The organism is Alteromonas sp. ABH2_165, from assembly GCF_056159945.1.
Window position 1 is genome coordinate 312,745 of the sequence record NZ_JBSWWF010000002.1, and the last position, 17,718, is coordinate 330,462.

At 46.4% G+C, this 17,718-nt stretch carries 15 protein-coding genes; 11 read left to right on the top strand and 4 right to left on the bottom strand.

Annotated elements, in window-relative coordinates:
• Positions 1-137 precede the first annotated feature (137 nt).
• The 4 genes from ACXAFQ_RS05980 to ACXAFQ_RS05995 all read left to right on the top strand — a co-directional run bounded on the left by ACXAFQ_RS05980 (position 138) and on the right by ACXAFQ_RS05995 (position 5,481).
• The gene (locus ACXAFQ_RS05980; protein ID WP_474818774.1) at positions 138-1,559 is read left to right on the top strand and encodes an MFS transporter; all 1,422 of its coding nucleotides are present in this window, start codon (positions 138-140) and stop codon (positions 1,557-1,559) included.
• Positions 1,559-2,500 carry a glycoside hydrolase family 43 protein gene (locus tag ACXAFQ_RS05985; protein WP_474819270.1) on the top strand — a complete coding sequence of 314 codons (942 nt, stop codon included), beginning with the start codon at positions 1,559-1,561 and terminating at the stop codon, positions 2,498-2,500. The genes ACXAFQ_RS05980 and ACXAFQ_RS05985 overlap by 1 nt, the downstream gene beginning before the upstream one ends.
• Positions 2,501-2,508: 8 nt before the next feature.
• Complete coding sequence (locus ACXAFQ_RS05990) at positions 2,509-4,971, top strand: beta-L-arabinofuranosidase domain-containing protein (RefSeq protein ID WP_474818775.1); 2,463 nt, start codon at positions 2,509-2,511, stop codon at positions 4,969-4,971.
• 72 nt (positions 4,972-5,043) lie between these two features.
• Complete coding sequence (locus ACXAFQ_RS05995) at positions 5,044-5,481, top strand: FKBP-type peptidyl-prolyl cis-trans isomerase (protein WP_474818776.1); 438 nt, start codon at positions 5,044-5,046, stop codon at positions 5,479-5,481.
• Between the two features lie 35 nt (positions 5,482-5,516).
• Here the strand turns inward: ACXAFQ_RS05995 and ACXAFQ_RS06000 are convergent, their stop codons facing one another.
• Positions 5,517-6,542 carry a family 43 glycosylhydrolase gene (locus ACXAFQ_RS06000; protein ID WP_474818777.1) on the bottom strand — a complete coding sequence of 342 codons (1,026 nt, stop codon included), beginning with the start codon at positions 6,540-6,542 and terminating at the stop codon, positions 5,517-5,519.
• A gap of 115 nt (positions 6,543-6,657) precedes the next feature.
• Between ACXAFQ_RS06000 and ACXAFQ_RS06005 the strand changes: the two genes are divergently transcribed.
• Complete coding sequence (locus ACXAFQ_RS06005) at positions 6,658-7,680, top strand: glycoside hydrolase family 43 protein (protein WP_474818778.1); 1,023 nt, start codon at positions 6,658-6,660, stop codon at positions 7,678-7,680.
• 81 nt (positions 7,681-7,761) lie between these two features.
• Here ACXAFQ_RS06005 and ACXAFQ_RS06010 read toward each other — a convergent pair whose 3' ends face one another.
• Positions 7,762-9,390 carry a sodium:solute symporter gene (locus ACXAFQ_RS06010; protein WP_474818779.1) on the bottom strand — a complete coding sequence of 543 codons (1,629 nt, stop codon included), beginning with the start codon at positions 9,388-9,390 and terminating at the stop codon, positions 7,762-7,764.
• 244 nt (positions 9,391-9,634) lie between these two features.
• Between ACXAFQ_RS06010 and ACXAFQ_RS06015 the strand changes: the two genes are divergently transcribed.
• The 4 genes from ACXAFQ_RS06015 to ACXAFQ_RS06030 all read left to right on the top strand — a co-directional run bounded on the left by ACXAFQ_RS06015 (position 9,635) and on the right by ACXAFQ_RS06030 (position 12,953).
• A complete protein-coding gene (locus tag ACXAFQ_RS06015; protein WP_474818780.1) occupies positions 9,635-10,354 on the top strand; it encodes a FadR/GntR family transcriptional regulator in 720 nt (239 codons plus the stop codon).
• Positions 10,355-10,396: 42 nt separating this feature from the next.
• Positions 10,397-11,176 carry an SDR family NAD(P)-dependent oxidoreductase gene (locus tag ACXAFQ_RS06020; protein WP_474818781.1) on the top strand — a complete coding sequence of 260 codons (780 nt, stop codon included), beginning with the start codon at positions 10,397-10,399 and terminating at the stop codon, positions 11,174-11,176.
• A gap of 116 nt (positions 11,177-11,292) precedes the next feature.
• Complete coding sequence (locus ACXAFQ_RS06025; RefSeq protein ID WP_474818782.1) at positions 11,293-12,000, top strand: TSUP family transporter; 708 nt, start codon at positions 11,293-11,295, stop codon at positions 11,998-12,000.
• Between the two features lie 47 nt (positions 12,001-12,047).
• Entirely contained in the window at positions 12,048-12,953 is a 906-nt protein-coding gene (locus ACXAFQ_RS06030) for an SMP-30/gluconolactonase/LRE family protein (protein ID WP_474818783.1), read from the top strand.
• A 5-nt stretch (positions 12,954-12,958) separates the two neighbouring features.
• Here the strand turns inward: ACXAFQ_RS06030 and ACXAFQ_RS06035 are convergent, their stop codons facing one another.
• Complete coding sequence (locus tag ACXAFQ_RS06035; protein WP_474818784.1) at positions 12,959-14,383, bottom strand: sensor domain-containing diguanylate cyclase; 1,425 nt, start codon at positions 14,381-14,383, stop codon at positions 12,959-12,961.
• 214 nt (positions 14,384-14,597) lie between these two features.
• On the opposite strand from ACXAFQ_RS06035, the gene glmU reads away from it, so the two are divergent.
• Positions 14,598-15,956, top strand: coding sequence for a bifunctional UDP-N-acetylglucosamine diphosphorylase/glucosamine-1-phosphate N-acetyltransferase GlmU (gene glmU, locus ACXAFQ_RS06040; RefSeq protein ID WP_474818785.1), 1,359 nt, complete (start codon positions 14,598-14,600; stop codon positions 15,954-15,956).
• A gap of 48 nt (positions 15,957-16,004) precedes the next feature.
• Here glmU and ACXAFQ_RS06045 read toward each other — a convergent pair whose 3' ends face one another.
• Positions 16,005-16,496, bottom strand: a complete 492-nt coding sequence (locus tag ACXAFQ_RS06045; protein WP_070123454.1) for an acyl-CoA thioesterase — start codon at positions 16,494-16,496, stop codon at positions 16,005-16,007.
• 169 nt (positions 16,497-16,665) lie between these two features.
• Here ACXAFQ_RS06045 and ACXAFQ_RS06050 point away from each other — a divergent pair, with 169 nt between their 5' ends.
• Entirely contained in the window at positions 16,666-17,712 is a 1,047-nt protein-coding gene (locus ACXAFQ_RS06050; RefSeq protein ID WP_474818786.1) for a Gfo/Idh/MocA family oxidoreductase, read from the top strand.
• The last annotated feature ends 6 nt before the right edge of the window (positions 17,713-17,718 follow it).

Genomic DNA, 17,718 nt, shown 5'->3' on the forward strand with positions numbered 1-17,718 from the left:
AATCATCCCGTTTTCAATAGTAATGCCCTGATAGAATTCCCGCACTACATAAAAGCAGAATAAAGGTTGTAACTTAATTGGTATGATAATAGTATATTTGTCGTATTAACATTTGATTTGCAATCCGGAAACGCTTAATGACTTCCCAGAAATTATCAAAAATCGAGAAAATCGGTTTCGGTGCAGGCGACATGGCAGTGAATGTTGTTATTTCCTCCATGATGCTCATCATTACCTTCTTCTATACCGATATCTACGGCTTAAAGCCATCAGACATGGCGTTAATGTTTCTCTTAGTGCGCTTTCTGGATGCGGTTAGCGACCCACTTATGGGCACTATTACAGACAAATACACCAGTCGGTGGGGGCGATACCGACCGTATTTTCTGTTTCTTTCCATTCCTTTTGGGATCTCAGTCTTTCTGACATTCAGTACACCGGATGTTGACTACAATGCAAAGCTGGTATGGGCTTATTCCACTTACATTTTTGTGACACTGATGTTTACTGCGGTAACGATTCCCTACATCTCGCTTATTGGTGTGATGACGGCAGATCCTAAAGAAAAGCTATCTGCCAATGGCTACCGATTATTCTTCGCTAAAATTGCTGCTTTCTTGGTTACGATTATTGTGCCAAAACTAGCCGGTGCTGATATGTGGGAAGGGAATCTGGCGGAAGGCTACCGCGTGGCTATGGGGCTAATGGCAGTGCTGGCCGTGATAATGTTTCTATTTTGCTTTTTCACAACAACCGAGCGCCTGGAACACAGCGTTGACGAAAAGCCGTTTAAGGAACAGTTCAGGTTGCTGATGAAGAATGATCAATGGTTAATTCTGTGTGGGGTATGTGTCCTTGGTACTGTTGGTTACGTAGTTCGAGGCTCAGTGGCTATTTTTTATGCCAAATATTACCTTGGTGGTGGCGCTGACATGCAAGCTAATTTCATGGCTACTGGTGTCGTGGCTGCTATTTTGGCGATGATAGCCTCAACCTGGATTACTAAACGCTATTGCAAGGTTAAGTTGTTCCGCTTTAGTCAAATGGCAGTAGGATTACTTAGTGTAGCCATGTACGTCACAGTGGGACAGGGTGATGTAGTGCCTGCTTTTATCTTCTACTTCCTGATCTCCTTCGTTGTAGATCTTCATGCCCCTATATTTTGGTCAGCAATCGCTGAAGCTGTCGATTATGGCCAAAGTAAATCAGGCAAGCGAGTTGCGGGCCTCTCGTTTGGCGGTATTTCATTCTGCCAGAAAGCTGGTATGGGCTTCGCTGGCGCGATGGTCGGCTGGTTGTTGGCATGGTTCGATTATGCTCCTGAGCAAGTGCAAAGCGAGTTTACTCTTACCGGACTGGCATTGATGCTAACCATTATTCCCGGAGTATTTCATTTTCTCGTTGGCTGGCTGATGAATCGCTATCGCATCACTGACGCAGAGTATCAGCGTTTGGTATTAACGCTTGACGCAGAATATAAAGCGCCTGGTGAAAGCCATAGTAATAACGAAGAGCACCTTAGCAATAACCAAAACATGACAAGAGGAGTCCAGTCATGATGAATTCAAATACACCGCTGATCCCCCAGCGCGCAGATCCGTTTATTTATAAACATACTGATGGCTATTATTATTTCGTTGCATCGGTACCGTCTTACGAAGGCATTGAGCTGCGCCGTGCTCGCACTTTAGAGGCGTTGGCAGAGGCTGAAACGCGTATGGTGTGGACAAAGCCGGAGACTGGTCCCTACTCAGATCTAATCTGGGCTCCTGAAATTCATTTTAACGATGGCGCATGGTATGTCTATTTTGCTGCCGCCCCAAGTCGTGAAATTAAAGACGATCTGTTTCAGCACCGTATGTATGCTATTTCCTGCCTGGACGATAATGCAGTAACAGGAGAGTGGTCGTTTTGTGGACAGATTGACACAGGTATCGATACTTTCTGCCTGGACGCGACAACGTTTCATCATAAAGATCAGCTCTATTACTTGTGGGCGCAAAAAGGCCCAGGCATTAAAGGTAATTCTAATCTCTACATCGCGCCGATGTCTTCACCAACAACAATATCCGGCGAACCTGTTCTGTTGACTAAGCCTGAATTGGAATGGGAAATTCGGGGATTCTGGGTGAACGAAGGTCCTGCAGTTTTGAAAAAGAACGGTAAGATTTTTGTGACCTATTCAGCCAGTGCCACAGATGAAAATTATTGCATGGGTCTCATTTACGCTAATGAGAACGCTGACCTGCTAGATCCGGCGAGCTGGACGAAAGTGCAGGACCCCGTATTCCAGACTGATGAGTCCGTGACTATGTTTGGACCGGGCCATAACAGCTTTACAAAAACAGAAGATGGCGAAGATGTACTGGTCTATCATTGCCGCCAGTATACTGAAATTGAGGGAGACCCATTGTGGAATCCCGATCGCCATACTTTCGTGAAAATGGTGAAGTGGGACGAGAATGGCATGCCGGTGTTTGGGAAGCCAGGACAGCCGTAAGGATGACTATGGCCAATTCATTTTCAGTATTCAGGCGCCCATTAGTGTGCGCCTTCATTTCTGTAGCATTTCTTACAGGATGCGACTCCTCGACGCACACTTCCTCTGGTCAGCTTACTTCTTCCAAGCAAGCCGTAACGGACAATGTCGGCCATGAGTCATGGCAGCAACAGATGGATTTTGCTATCGCACAAGTGCAGATTACTGATGGGCCGTTTCTTCACGCCCAGCAGACCAACATAAAGTATCTGATGGCAATGGATCCCGACCGCTTACTAGCGCCTTATCTCCGTGAGGCCGGCCTTGAGCCCAAAGCTGACAACTACGGCAATTGGGAGAGTTCAGGTTTGGACGGACACATCGGTGGGCATTACCTCTCTGCACTAAGCCTGGCATGGGCGGCTACTGGCTCTCAAGAAATCAAGCAGCGTCTGGACTACATGATCAGTGAACTGTCTCGGGCGCAAGCCGCGACCGGCGGATATCTGGGAGGGATCCCAAACGGTAAGGCAATGTGGGAGGAGATAAAGGCGGGTAAGATTAAAGCCGATTTGTTCAGCCTTAACGAACGCTGGGTGCCGCTTTACAACATTGATAAGATATTTCACGGGCTGCGAGATGTCTATCAGGTAGCCGGCATCGAAAAGGCGAAAACGATGTTGCTTTCGCTGGGTGAATGGATGCTGGAAGTTACCGAAAATCTGACCGACGAACAGATACAGGACATGCTTTATTCAGAGCATGGTGGGTTAAATGAAGTGTTTGCTGATATGGCGCAAATCAGTGATGATCAGCGGTACCTAGAGTTGGCGCGACAGTTTTCTCATCTTTCCGTATTAAAGCCTTTGGAAAGACGCGAAGATAAGCTAACCGGGTTGCACGCGAATACGCAAATTCCAAAAGTAATTGGATTTCTGAAAGTTGCAGAAATTGCAGACAAAGACGCCTGGGAGCAGGCGGCAGCGTTTTTCTGGGCCACCGTTTCTCGTGAGCGTAGTGTCAGTATTGGTGGCAACAGTGTACGAGAACACTTTCACGATAAGTCTGACTTTACTCCCATGATTGAAGATGTTGAAGGCCCTGAAACCTGCAACACCTACAATATGATGAAGTTAAGTAAAATGTTGTACCTTCATACTGGTGAAGAACGCTATCTGGCATTCTATGAGCGCGCTATGTACAACCATATTCTGTCTTCACAGCACCCTGATCATGGGGGCCTGGTGTACTTTACACCAATGCGCCCGGGTCACTATCGCAAGTATTCTTCTGTTCAGGATTCAATGTGGTGCTGTGTAGGATCGGGTATCGAAAACCATAGTAAATATGGTGAGTTGGCATACACTCATAAGGGGGACGAGCTATGGGTGAATCTTTATGTGCCTTCACGATTAAATTGGCAGGAAAAGGGCTGGACCGCTTCTCTTGACACGCTCTTCCCGGACGACAATGCAGTGACTCTTACACTGAATACTGCTGGTCGTGCCGCGACGTTTTCCCTGCATCTTCGCAAGCCACGCTGGTTATCTGCAGAGATGCAGATAAATGTAAACGGCATGGTGGCAGATTATAAAGAGCAGAATCAGTTTCTCACTTTAGAGCGTGAATGGCAGGATGGCGATAAAGTTACCTTTTCATTACCTGCAGCACCGTACGTTGAGCAACTTCCAGATGGCCAGGATTATTACTCTGTACTCTACGGGCCAGTAGTAATGGCGACCAAGGTACAGGCATTTGCAAACGAACAACTTAGTTTTGTTGCAGACGACAGTAGGATGGGTCATATAGCTTCAGGGCAGGTGTGCCCGCCAGAAGCGTTACCAGTTATGTTAGGTGACCCGGAAACTTTTCTGGCGGGGCTTGAGCGTAGTGAAGACACGAAACTGGCTTTTACCACCAGAGAAAATGTAGCGATTGCTAATCAGCCTGAATTAGACAACCTAAAATTTATTCCGTTTTTCCGGCTGCATGATAGTCGCTATGAGGTGTATATGCCGCAGTTAAGTAAAGACGGTTTTAAACGCTTTGTCGCGAATGCCAAGGCTGAAGCTACGAAAGCCGAAGCGTTACGCAGAATCACGGTTGACTCTATTAACCCGGGCGAGCAACAGCCGGAAGTTGAGCACAATTTCAGTGGTGAGAAAACACGTGCAGGTGTTAATAATGGTCATCACTGGCGGGATGCCACTGGTTGGTTTGGGTATGAGCTTAAGAACCCTCAACAAAAGGCCACTATGCTGCGGCTAACCTATTTTAAAGGTGACGTGGATCGCGAATTTACAGTTTACGTGAACGACAAGGTTTTGGCTGAAATTAGTCTACCGGTAAAGGGGGCCGACAGTGAGTTTTACACAGTAGATTATCCGCTGCCAGACTCATTGCAGAGTAGCGAATTGTTGCGAGTGAAGTTTGTAGCTAATGCTGATTCTGTTGCTGGTGGGCTCTACGGGATACGTTTAGTTTCAGAGTAGAATATTTTAATATTATACGCCGCGTCTGGCTTGTCAGTCGCGGCGTTTTTCGTTTCGTGTTGTGGTTAATCAATGGCTAAAAATAAACAGAAAAAGCAAAGTAAAGGATCTGCCGGGCAAAACCGAAATCAGACTGCCGCTTTTCTTGAGCGCTATGCCCAGAGAGAGGGAGTTATCAGTACGGGGTCGGGACTGATGTACCGTGTTATTGAAGATGCCATCAATCCGTGTCCGGACCTGAATCAGGTTGTAAAAGTACACCAACGCATTCTGCTCGCTGATGGTAGCGTAGTTGATGATACCTACAAGAAGGGGCCACCCGAAAATTTCCATTTGGCCGAAGCGATAGAAGGGCTAAAAGAAGGCTTTCAGCTTTTACCAAAAGGTGCACGATATGAGTTTGTTATCCCTCCCGCACTGGCATGGGGTAAAAAGGGAAATGGCGGTAAAATTGGTCCTAATGCCGTGATGATCGTAGATGTGCGACTAATTGAATTTGAGGCAGAATAACCTGCCTGCAAAAGTACGGCAGGCAGGTGAGTCTGTTAGTCTTTGCTGAGTGTGGTAGTGCGGATGTTAAGATCTTCCGGATCAACCTCTGGCCAGTTTTCATTCCATTGAATGGGCAGAATTCTCAGTTTCTGTTTAGCGTTATCTGCAGTTTCATAAGCGTGAAATACAAGATAATCTTTACCGTCAAAGGTATAAGCAGCGTTGTGTCCAAGTGCAACCCAGTCTTCATTCCCTTCTAATACAAGCGTGCCGCCACCATCATTTAACGGCTTGCCACTTTTGTCCAAGTAAGGCCCTTCGACCTGTTTACTGCGACCAACGCGAATATTGTACGTGCTATCCATGCCGCGGCAGCATTTATCGAAAGATACGAATAAATAATAAAAACCATTCTTCTTGAAGATATAGGGGGCTTCAATAGCACCTTCGCCAGGATCTGAATCGTCATTAGTATCTCGTCCAGGGCGTTTGGCAATAGTGTACCACTCCTGAGGCTCTGCCAATCTGACCATGTCATCATCCAGTTTTACCAGCTTCAGGCCGCCCCAAAAGGAACCGAAACTCATCCAGGGGGTGCCATAATCATCTTCTACAATCGCAGGATCTATCGCGTTCCAGAAATCCCGGTTTGGCACCGACTCAATCACAATACCATGATCAACCCAGCGGTAGTTTTCGGCATCGGGATCAAGAGTTTCATTGACGGTGACACCTATTCCTGAGGTATTTTTTCCAAACGCTGAAACTGAGTAGTAAAGGTAAAATTTACCGTCTTTCTGGTAAACATCAGGGGCCCACAAGTGGCCGTTAAACCCTGGGGCGACCCGCGCTGCCCAACTGGGCTCATCAGGGAAAACCCGTCCGGTGAGTTTCCAGTTTTCCATGTCATCAGACTCGTAGTAGGTGATGCCCGGGCCAGTACTAAATACATAGAAAGTATCACCTTCTTTTGTCATCACCGGGTCGTGAACCTCGACCTGTTTAGCGCTGACATCATTGCAACCTGTTAACAATAGGATTGCTGAAGACCAGGCGATTTTTTTTAATCCATTTGGCATATCATTTCCCCAATAACTGAATTTGGTATAGGAAGTTTATCAGGTATCATGTTAAATATGTAATACAATATTAATAATTGGTTTTCAACTTATCGTCTTAATTTAAGGAAATGCTATGTCAGGGTGCAAACCATCTTTACTTGCAGGTTTCATGTTTACCTGTTTTTCAATTAATGCCTCATCCGAAATTCAGTTACCTGCGCCACCAATAGATAACCCTATCGTACTGCAACGCGCGGACCCTATGCTAGTGAGACACCCGGATACCGGCTGTTATACCTTTATTGGCACCTCGCCTGATTTTGATGAGATTGAATTGAGGCAGGCTTGCCGGCTCAATGACCTTAAACTGGCGAAGCCAGAAGTAATCTGGAAAAAGCGGGAAAAAGGAGAAATGAGCGCAAATATTTGGGCACCAGAGTTGCACAAAATAGAGGGAGACTGGTACATCTATTTTGCAGCTGGTGATGCAGATAAACCATTTAGCATCCGAATGTATGCACTAAAAAATACCAATGACGACCCAATGAAAGGAGAGTGGCTGGAAGCTGGAAAAATAGAAAGTGGCTGGGATACTTTCGCCCTTGATGGCACCACATTTGAACACAATAACAAGCGATATTATGTTTGGGCACAACAAGACAGAGCGCGCTCTTACAACTCAGCATTATGGATTGCAGAAATGCTTTCACCAACCACACTCAAGCTGCCAGCCACATTGTTATCAGAACCCTCACTTGATTGGGAAGTGCAGGGATATAAAGTGAACGAGGGCGCATCGGTTATTTCGCATCAGGGAAAAGTATTTATGACTTATTCAGCCAGCGCCACCGACCACCGTTATGCCATGGGATTATTGTGGGCAGATGCCGATGCCGATTTACTCAGTCCTGGCAGTTGGCACAAGATGGCCGAACCTGTGTTTACCACCAATCCGGAGGTTGGACGTTTTGGCCCTGGCCACAATAGCTTCGTAAAAGCTGAAGACGGTACTACCGATTTGATGATTTACCATAGCAGGGACTACGAGACGCTTAGAGGCACGCCGCTGACAGACCCTAATCGGCATGCCAGGGCTCGAGTACTGCGTTGGAATGACAAAGGCTTTCCAATATTTGGCGAGTCTATTGCAGACTAGCGGCATGAATTTGGCGAAGAGAAAAAAAGCCCCGGTATATGCCGGGGCTTTATATGTGTTTTACATGTTATCCGTTTACGATCACCAGAATCGAATGTAAATAAACGCAGTGATACCAAGAATACCGGCTGTGTGAATATAGTCCCACTTATCGATATTGTTGATAACCTCACGGTAAGTGCCTTTATCAAGAGTGGAGAAAGTCAGTCCGGCTAACTTTTCTTTACTTGCTGGCTTTGTAAAGATACTCGTTACAATAATAATCCCCACAACTATCACAAACAGCAGAATACAGAAATATAGCCAGTTCATAGTGACAATCCATTCAAATGGACTCCCTGCCAGGTTATCTCGGAAAGGTAGCATTGCTAGACGAATCATACCCAGTACAAAGCCCGATACAAGGCCGACAAAACCAGCTGTTGGCGTAACCCTCGTGCTACATAAACCAAGCAAGAATACTGCAGCGATACCTGGCGCTATGAGTGATTGAACACTCTGTAAATATTCATACAGAACATCTGCAATTAGACGCATAACAGGAATCCATAGAATACCGAGAAATACAATAACAATCGTAGCGATGCGACCAACCCGAAGGAGATGCTTTTCACTGGATTCTGGCTTGAACTTTTTATAGAAATCGATTGTGAACAGCGTAGCCGAAGAATTAAATAGTGAAGCCAGGGAACTCATCAGGGCAGCCACCAGACCGCCGATAACAATACCTTTTACTCCTGCCGGCAGCAATTCAGAAACCAGCGTAGGAAACGCTTGATCAGCACTTTCGTAGGAAATGATGCCTTTCGCGTTTAGGGCATATGCAATCATGCCCGGTACCAGGAAAATAAATACAGGTAATAGTTTCAGGTAGCCGGCGAACATCGTTCCTCTTCGAGCTTCCTTGATGCCTTTTGCTGAAAGAACACGTTGCACAATATACTGATCAGTACACCAGTACCAAAAACCAATAATAAAAGACCCGAAAATAATACCTGGCCATGGGAAATCGGGATCCGAAGCGGACCGAATAAGGTGCATTTGTTCAGCATTGAGGCGCTCTACTTCTTCCCAGCCTCCCACTTTATCAAGGCCAACCCACAGAATGACCACTGAGCCAATAATTAAAACGGGTGTTTGCAGCACAGAAGTCCACATAATGGCTTTCATGCCGCCCAGTACAGTGTAAATGCCGGTAATGATGACCAGTCCCAGAGCCGATATCCAGAAGAAATCAATGCCCCATATACTTTCAATGCCAAGTATTGTTTTGAATGCGATACCGCCAGCATAAACAGTAACTGCAACTTTAGTAAGTACATAACTGACTAGAGAAATGACTGACAGAAAAGTTCTGGAGGAGGCATTAAACCGGCGCTCCAGAAATTCTGGCATGGTATAAACCTTACTGCTCCAGTAGAAGGGAACAAATATCCAACCAAGCAGGATTATGATCCAGGACTGAAGTTCCCAGTGTGCCAGTGCCATGCCTGACTGAGCTCCAGACCCAGAAAGACCAACCAAGTGTTCTGAACCAATGTTTGAGGCGAAAATTGATGCCCCGATAACAAGCCAGCTAGCATTACGACCAGCGAGGAAATAGTCCGCAGTATCCTCTTCTTTCTGGCGCATAGAAAAGATAACGACGGCCAAAAGCAGTACAAGAAAACCAGCAAGAACGAGCCAGTCAAGAGTGCTAAGTTCTACCATTTTGAATCCATATTACTTCCCTGTTAAACAGGATGATTTTGAGATATAGAAATATTATATGATAATTAATCGGATGGGAAGAACTTGTAAAAAGTAGGTTAAGTTTACGGCTATTTAATTTGATATCTGAAATTTCTAACGTAATTGCACTATTTCAGCGACCGGTTTCGAAGTCTGAGCCGGTAACAATGACTAGCTAATATTATCGTAGTATTATAGGGTTTCTGACTACAAAGGAATCACCATGGCGCGCATTGAAAACCTTAATTTGTCTCAACGGGTAACGAATGAGCTTGGCAAAGCTATCATCTGTGGATCGTACAATACCAATACTGGCTTACCTACTGAAGCCCAGCTTTGCGAGGAATATGGTATTAGTCGTACTGCAGTGCGTGAGGCGGTAAAAATGCTCGCTGCCAAAGGACTTATTTCATCTCGGCCCCGGCAGGGAATTCGTGTCGAATCTTCTTCTAATTGGAATCTTTACGATACCAGCGTTCTGCGCTGGTTGCTGGATAGTAGTCCTTCTCTCTATGTGCTTAAAGAGTTTCTGCAGATGCGAATGGCAATTGAACCTCAAGCCGCTGCCCTTGCTGCCCGAAATGGTGATAAAGAAGCAATAAGCAGAATTAACGATGCACTGCTGGACATGCGAAAAGCCGTAGATCAAAAAGAAGGCAGTCTGCATGAAGCCGACCTTGCATTTCACACGGCAATCTTGTCTGCATCTGGCAACCGCTTTTTCTTTCAGCTCAGAGAGTTCATCATTACTGCCCTCAATGTCAGTATTCAACACACAACGCCAGCAAAGGGTAACAAAAGCACCATTGTTGAGGAGCATGAAAAAGTGTATGCCGCTATTCTAGCCGGGGAGCCTGAACGCGCTAAGAACATGATGGCCTATCTTATTGATGAAGCCATGGCCTTCATTGAATCAGAAATTGCACAATCTCAAAGTGCGTAAATGCCCTTTAAATCTTTTCGAGTTTAAGCTTCCAGGATGGCAATGAATCAATCGTCCGATCTACAAGCCGTATATCCCAGTCTGTCAGACAAAATTGTCTTCATTACCGGTGGTGGTACTGGTATTGGAGAGGTGCTGGTACGAAAGTTTGCAGCACAGAATGCACGAGTTATCTTTGTCGACATGGCCGTTGAGCAAAGTGAGTCACTGGTAACTGAACTAAAAGGCAGGCATCGCTACGATGTGATGTTTTATCAGTGTGATATTCGCAATATTGCGCTCCTTACATCAATACTTTCAGATGTGGCTGATAATGTCGGGAACATTGCTGTGTTAATCAATAATGCTGCAGATGATACTCGACATTCGGTGGAAAATTTGACAGTAGAATATTGGGATGACCGCTTTGCGGTTAACCTTCGTCCATCATTTTTTGCTGCGCAAAGCGTAGCCCCGCAGATGAAAGTGCGTGGCGGTGGCTCTATTATCAATATGGGGTCAGCAAGTTGGCGTATGAAACAAAGCTGTATGCCTGCTTACACTACCGCGAAAGCGGCAATTGAGGGATTGAGTCGGAGCCTCGCCGGAGCACTTGGTGGCGATAATATTAGAGTAAATACACTCATCCCTGGTTGGGTAATGACTGAACGTCAGATGAGCCACTGGGCCAATCCGGATATTGTTGAAGAAGTAAAAAAAGAACAATGTTTGCACGACACTCTTCGCCCTACACATATTGCTGATGCTGCGCTTTTTCTGGCCGCAGACGAAAGCAGAATGATGACAGCACAGACACTTACCGTAGACGCTGGCTGGACCTGATATAAGTATTTAAAAAGAAGGTTGACGAAAATTCATATTTACAATAAAAAGTAATATAATATTAAAAGTGAAAATATTGTATCTATTTCGTTAATTGTTGAAGGTTGTTAGCTGCTTTGTCTGAGTTTGTCCTCGTTTACGTTATTTTAATTATTGGCTCCTGCTTACAAAGCGTGATCGGATTTGGCCTTGGCCTGTTGTCTGCGCCCTTACTCTATTTTCTAATGCCTGAACTGGTTCCTGGTCCAATGATTCTCAACGCTCTGCTATTAACATCACTACTTTCAGTAAAACATCGAGGTGAAATAGATTTAAAGATGACGGGGTTTTCAATTCTTGGCGGTACTGCGGGTGTTCTTATCGCCGGTAGTGTACTGTCGTTCATCGACAGCCATCAATATCAGTTGCTGTTCGGTGTATCTATTTTACTTGCTGTAGCGCTTTCCTTTATAGGTATCATGCCGAAAGTATCAGTGATTTCTAATCTCGTTGCTGCTATGGCATCGGGCTTTATGGGAACAACTACATCGGCGGGCGGGGCCCCAATGGGTCTTTTGTATCAATCTAAAGATGCAGACACTATCAAAGCGAATCTTAGTATCTTCTTTGTTTATATTAACTTCTTCGGCATCAGTGTGTTGTGGTGGAATGGCAAAGCCGGTCATGACGATTTACAGTTGTTCCTTAAATGTGTACCTGCGCTTATTCTGGGCTGGGCAATTTCATTTATCTTTAACCGGCAATTAAATGAAAAGCTTATTAGGCTGCTCATTTTATTTATTGCAGCATTATCGGGGCTGCTACTTATTCTTTTCCACGGTTAATCTACGCGTTAATATGACGTTCGATCTTTCTCAAAATGGTGCTCATTATGCAGCAAGGTTCTAATACGAACATGGAGCAATTCACTCTTGTACATACTGTGAAATGTCAATGTGTGCTAGGAGAAAGTGTTTTTTATAGCGATGATCGGCAGCAAGTCATTTGGAATGATATTGAAGGCAGAGTCATCCACACTCTCGATTGGGATACTAAATTCCACAGAACCTATGGCGTATCTTCGCGCCTTTGCTGGCTGATTCCTTTTGAACATGGTGGTTTTGTAGGCGGTTTTGAGAATGAAATTTGCCTTCTTGACGACAATTTCTGCAGACAGAAAACGCTTTGGGTGAATAAAGATTTCGCGGAGCGTGTACGCCTGAATGATGCTAAAGCAGACCGATCAGGACGAATCTTCTTCGGCACAATGGATGATGAAGAGAAGGAAGCGAAAGGGAATATTTACCAACTAGTGGTGTCAAAGGAGCCGAGGATCATACAACGTGATTTTACGGTTTCTAATGGTCCTGCTTTCAGTACATGCGGAAAGTATATGTACGCCGTGTCATCGGCCGAAAAGTGTATTTACCGTCTCTTCCTTTCAGCTGCAGGCGAATATCACTCTCCTGAAGTGTTTATACGATTTGGTGAATGCTTTGGTTGGCCAGACGGTGTTACCGTTGATGCTGACGATCATCTCTGGATAGCTGGATGGGATGGTAAAGGCGTATTCAGATTTACTCCCGAAGGCGAACTAATTGCAAAATTGTCTACACCCGCGCCACTGACAACATCTGTCGCATTTGTGGGGCCGACCAGAAGGCATATAGCCGTTACTAGTGCATCAAGAGACTTAACTAATGAGCAGCTTGCCCTTTACCCTGAAAGTGGGAATCTTTTCATCTATTCAGTAGAAGCAACCGGTGTGGTGGAAACACCGGCAACGCTATCTGACTAACAACGTCAAACACCAATAAGCTGTTTACACACCCGGTTACTGCCGTCTCGTCTTGCTTGATACAGGGCATCTTCGGCATTCGCGGTAAGCTCGTTCAACGACTTACTTGATGCAGAGAACGATACCCCGAAAGAGCCTGTGATTTGAATTTGTGATTGCAGATCACTGGTATCCATTGTGGCCAACCCCACGCGCAAACTCTCGGCGATATCCATTGCTTCGTGGGGGCCGCTTTCTGGCAATAGAATAATGAATTCTTCGCTACTCCAGCGACCAATAATGTCCTTGGTGCGGATGCTGGCAAGGAGATTCCCCGCCACTTTATCAAGCACCTCGTCGCCAGTATTACGGCCGTAGGTATCATTGATTACCGCGAAATTATCGATGCCTGCGATCACAACGCTGATAGAGGAGTACGCTTCCAGCAATTCTTTGTACTGCATTTCAATGCCTGGTCTATCTGGCAAACGCTGGCTTTTGCGTACCACCATTTCAGGCTGCATATCTTTGCGGAAATAGTAAAGCAGGTGGTAAATCATGAGGAACAGCGAGAACACCACAACCAGTAAGGTCACTACACTAACCACAAAGGCCTGTGAGATATCCGCCTGACGTTTATCCAGCGGGCTTAGCAGGTACACCGTCCAGTTGAACTGGTTAAGTTTAACTTCGGCGATTAAGTATTCCTGCTGATTAATGGTGACAAGGCGGTTATTCAGCGCGCGCTGATCTTTTACATCTACCGGTAAACTGGCAAACCACGGCAACTCTGAAAGATTGGTAAAATCAGAGTATTCGGCCATGAGCGACGATTCTGAAGACAGCATGATGTCGCCTTGCTCATCGACGAAAAGGAAATCATAACCATACTGTTGTTTGTAGGTATCGAAGATACTGATAAAGCTCTTTAGGCTTTTGGCGATACCAAAAAAGCCAAGGAACTCATTGTCTTTGTTGTAAATCTTAATATCGATATAGAAATGGGTGTCCTCCCACTTACCGATATCCGCGACTCTGTCGGCTGGTAATTTTTTATACTTGAAGTACCAGCTTACTTTGCCTTTGATCAGTGGAATGGTGGTACCATCTGAATTGTACTGCATGCGGGCTTTTTCACTGGCAATGAAGAACTTCATGCCAAATTCATCTTCTAGGCGGGCCAGGGCCGACTGAATTTCAGGCACATCGAGTTCTTCGCTGTCCATTAGCGCCACTAATTCTGTTGAGCGACCCAGAGCTTCAGACACATGCAATGGCTTTAATAACTGATTGACGATCAGGGAAATGGCTGGAGAAAGTGACTGTTGTTGCGCCCGGCTTTGCTCGGCAACAATTTTATTTACACTGAAGTGGACCAGCGTAACGATAGCGATCACCACTACTGCAAACAACAGTAAAATACTGCGGTGAAGTGTCCTAAATGTGCTCACAGATTACCTGCTCTCCCTGCCTGTTTCTGTAAATGATTTTGACCTAATTAATAGACAAAAGAGTATACCTTTTCACCAACAAAACTGCTACCCAACGCAATTAGATTTAATATTCTCTCTCAATTTTTCATAACGATGTCGCTGACTTGTTCTCATCCCTTGGTTACACTAGCGCCATTAAGTAGGTATGCAGCACTTCAATTAAGGATTATAAATGGCTTTTTCTGTAGTTGTTCTCGCCGCTGGTAAAGGCACGCGAATGAAATCTTCTTTGCCCAAGGTATTGCACCCCATCGGCGGTATTCCCATGGTTCAGCGGATCATCAATACAGTGGAAGCACTTAGCGCCAGCGCGGTTCATCTTGTTTATGGTCATGGTGGCGACCAATTGCAGGCGGCGGTAAGTGGTAACAACCTAAACTGGTGTTTGCAGGCTGAGCAGCTGGGTACAGGTCATGCTGTGCAGCAAGCTGTTCCACACATCAAAGACGACGAAGATGTACTGGTGCTGGTGGGCGATGCCCCATTAATTCAGAAGGCCACACTGGAGCGGCTGGCTGCAGTAAAAGCAGAGTGTGATTTAGCGTTACTTACCGTGCAACTGGATGATCCTACCGGCATGGGCCGCATTGTGCGTGAGAACAACAACATCACCGCCATTGTCGAGCATAAAGATGCCACCGACCTGCAACGCGAAATCAAGGAAATTAACACGGGCATGATGATGATGGCCGGTGCCGATCTGAAACGCTGGTTGGGTAACCTGAGCAACGATAACGCCCAGGGCGAGTTTTATTTAACCGACGTTATCGCTATGGCGGCTGCCGAAGGAAAATCAATTCAATCTGCGCAGCCCGATGCGGTTGAAGAAGTGGAAGGCGTTAACAACCGTGCGCAGCTTGCGGCGCTGGAACGTGCCCTCCAAGCTCGCCAGGCTCACGAACTCATGATGAATGGTGTGACGCTGGCTGATCCTGCCCGCGTAGACATTCGCGGTGAAGTCACTACCGGCAATGACATCGTGGTTGATGTAAACGTGATCTTCGAAGGTAAAGTGACGTTAGGCAGCAACGTGAAAATTGGTCCGAACTGCATTCTTAAAAACTGCACCATTGCCGATAACGCCGTTATTGAAGCAAATTCGATTATTGAAGAAGCCGAAGTAGGCGAAGCATGTACCGTGGGGCCGTTTGGTCGTTTACGTCCGGGGGCGGTGATGAAAGCGAAAGCCAAAGTCGGTAACTTTGTGGAAATGAAAAAAGCCGTGCTGGGTGAAGGCGCGAAAGCAAACCATCTTACGTATCTGGGAGATGCCGAAATTGGCGCTGGCGCAAACATCGGTGCCGGCACCATTACCTGTAACTACGACGGTGTGAACAAATCGAAAACGGTAATTGGCGAGAACGCTTTTATCGGTTCCAACTCTGCGTTGGTGGCACCGGTTACCATTGGGAACGGTGCAACCGTGGGAGCGGGGTCGATTATCACTGCTAAGGTAGAAGACAATGCACTGGCCATTGCCCGCTCAAAACAGCGTGTTATCGCCAACTGGCCGCGCCCAACTAAGAAGTAAGTGTTTACTTATTGAGCGGTGATGTCTGAAAAGGCATCACCGCTTTTTTTATGCTTCGCCGTCGAGTTTCGCCAATGTCTGCGACATCTCGTCGTTAATTTCGGTACGCATCTTCGCTAAGCGCAGCGCATAGTCGCGCAGGTAAATGTCCCGCTCGGTGGTGGGTTTCCATTCCGGTACTTCTGCCGGTTTCCCGTCTTCATCTACTGCCACCATGATCACAATACAGTGGGTCGTTTTATGGCCGTCTTCCCGTTTCGGATCGCGGGCGTTCACATCAATAGACAAGTGCATCGATGTGCGGCCGGTGTAAATGACCGATGCTTTTACTTCAACCAGGCTGCCCACCAAAATAGGTTTCATGAAACGAATACCGCCCACATAAGCGGTGATACAGTACTTACCGCTCCAGCCCGCCGAACACGCGTAGGCCGCAAGGTCAATCCAGCGCATTACAGCCCCACCGTGAACCTTACCACCAAAGTTCTGATCGCCGGGCTCGGCGAGAAAGCGTAAGGTGACTTCTCTGTTATCTGACATCTACTTCTCCGTGGGTCATCAATCATTTGTTCTCTTTATATTCACACTATTACCATTCTGAATGGCAATGTCACCCTTTTTACTTATTTGAGGCCACTGGTCCGTCAGGCTTTGAGGCTTTGGGCAATATGCGATAATGTGCGCAAATAGTTTTTCAAACGAGACCGTTATGATCCGCACGCTTTTAGTGGGCTTTGGTTTTTCAGCCACCACCTTTCATCTTCCTTTTCTACAGCAGCTTTCCGGGTTTTCACTTTCTGGCGTAGTGTCGTCCCGGCCCGACGATGTAAAAGCCGTGGTTGACGATGTACCTGTTTATGCCTCGCTGGCCAAAGCACTGGCAGCAGACAGTTTCGATTTAGTGGTGATCACCACGCCGAATACCCTGCACGCCCTGCAGGCAAGACAGGCATTGATGAACGGTGTCAATGTGCTGGTAGAGAAGCCGTTTACGCTTTCTGGTGATGAAGCCGACGAACTGGTTTCATTGGCTACCCGAGAAAACAAGAAGCTTTGTGTTTACCACAACCGTCGCTTCGATGGCGACTTCCTAACCGTGAAGTCGTTAATTGAGACAGGCACGATGGGTAATGTGAAACGGCTGCAATCCCGGTTTGACCGATTCCGGCCGCATCCGCGAAACCGCTGGCGAGAAAATGCGGGACCCGGCGCGGGTATCTTTTGGGACTTGGGTCCGCACTTGATGGATCAGGCCGTGCAGCTGTTCGGTGTACCAAAACAAATTCATGCTGATGTTCAAATCACCCGTGAGGGTGGTGAAAGCGACGACAGTTTCGATATTACCCTGTTCTACGGTGACAAAACCGTGTTGCTGGGAAGCTCGCCCCATCAAGCCAATACCACATTGCGCTTCGACCTTCAGGGTACAGCAGGCAGCTATCGAAAATTCGGCTTAGATCCGCAGGAAGATCAACTGAAGCAAGGGCTCACTCTCGACCACCCGGCCTTCGCCACTGAATCTGAATCAGCTTATGGTGAAGTTGCTGATGGCGAGCAGGTGATAAAGCACCCCACGCAAAACGGCGACTATATCGGCTTTTACCAGCAACTCGCCGGCGCCATTACCGAAGGCGAGGCATTACCTGCCGATGCTGAATCGGTGGTACCGGTTATTCGCCTTATCGAGCTGGCTTTCGAAAGTGCGGAAACGGGCAAAGTGATGCCTGTATACCTGGATATGAAAGTAAATAACTAATTTATC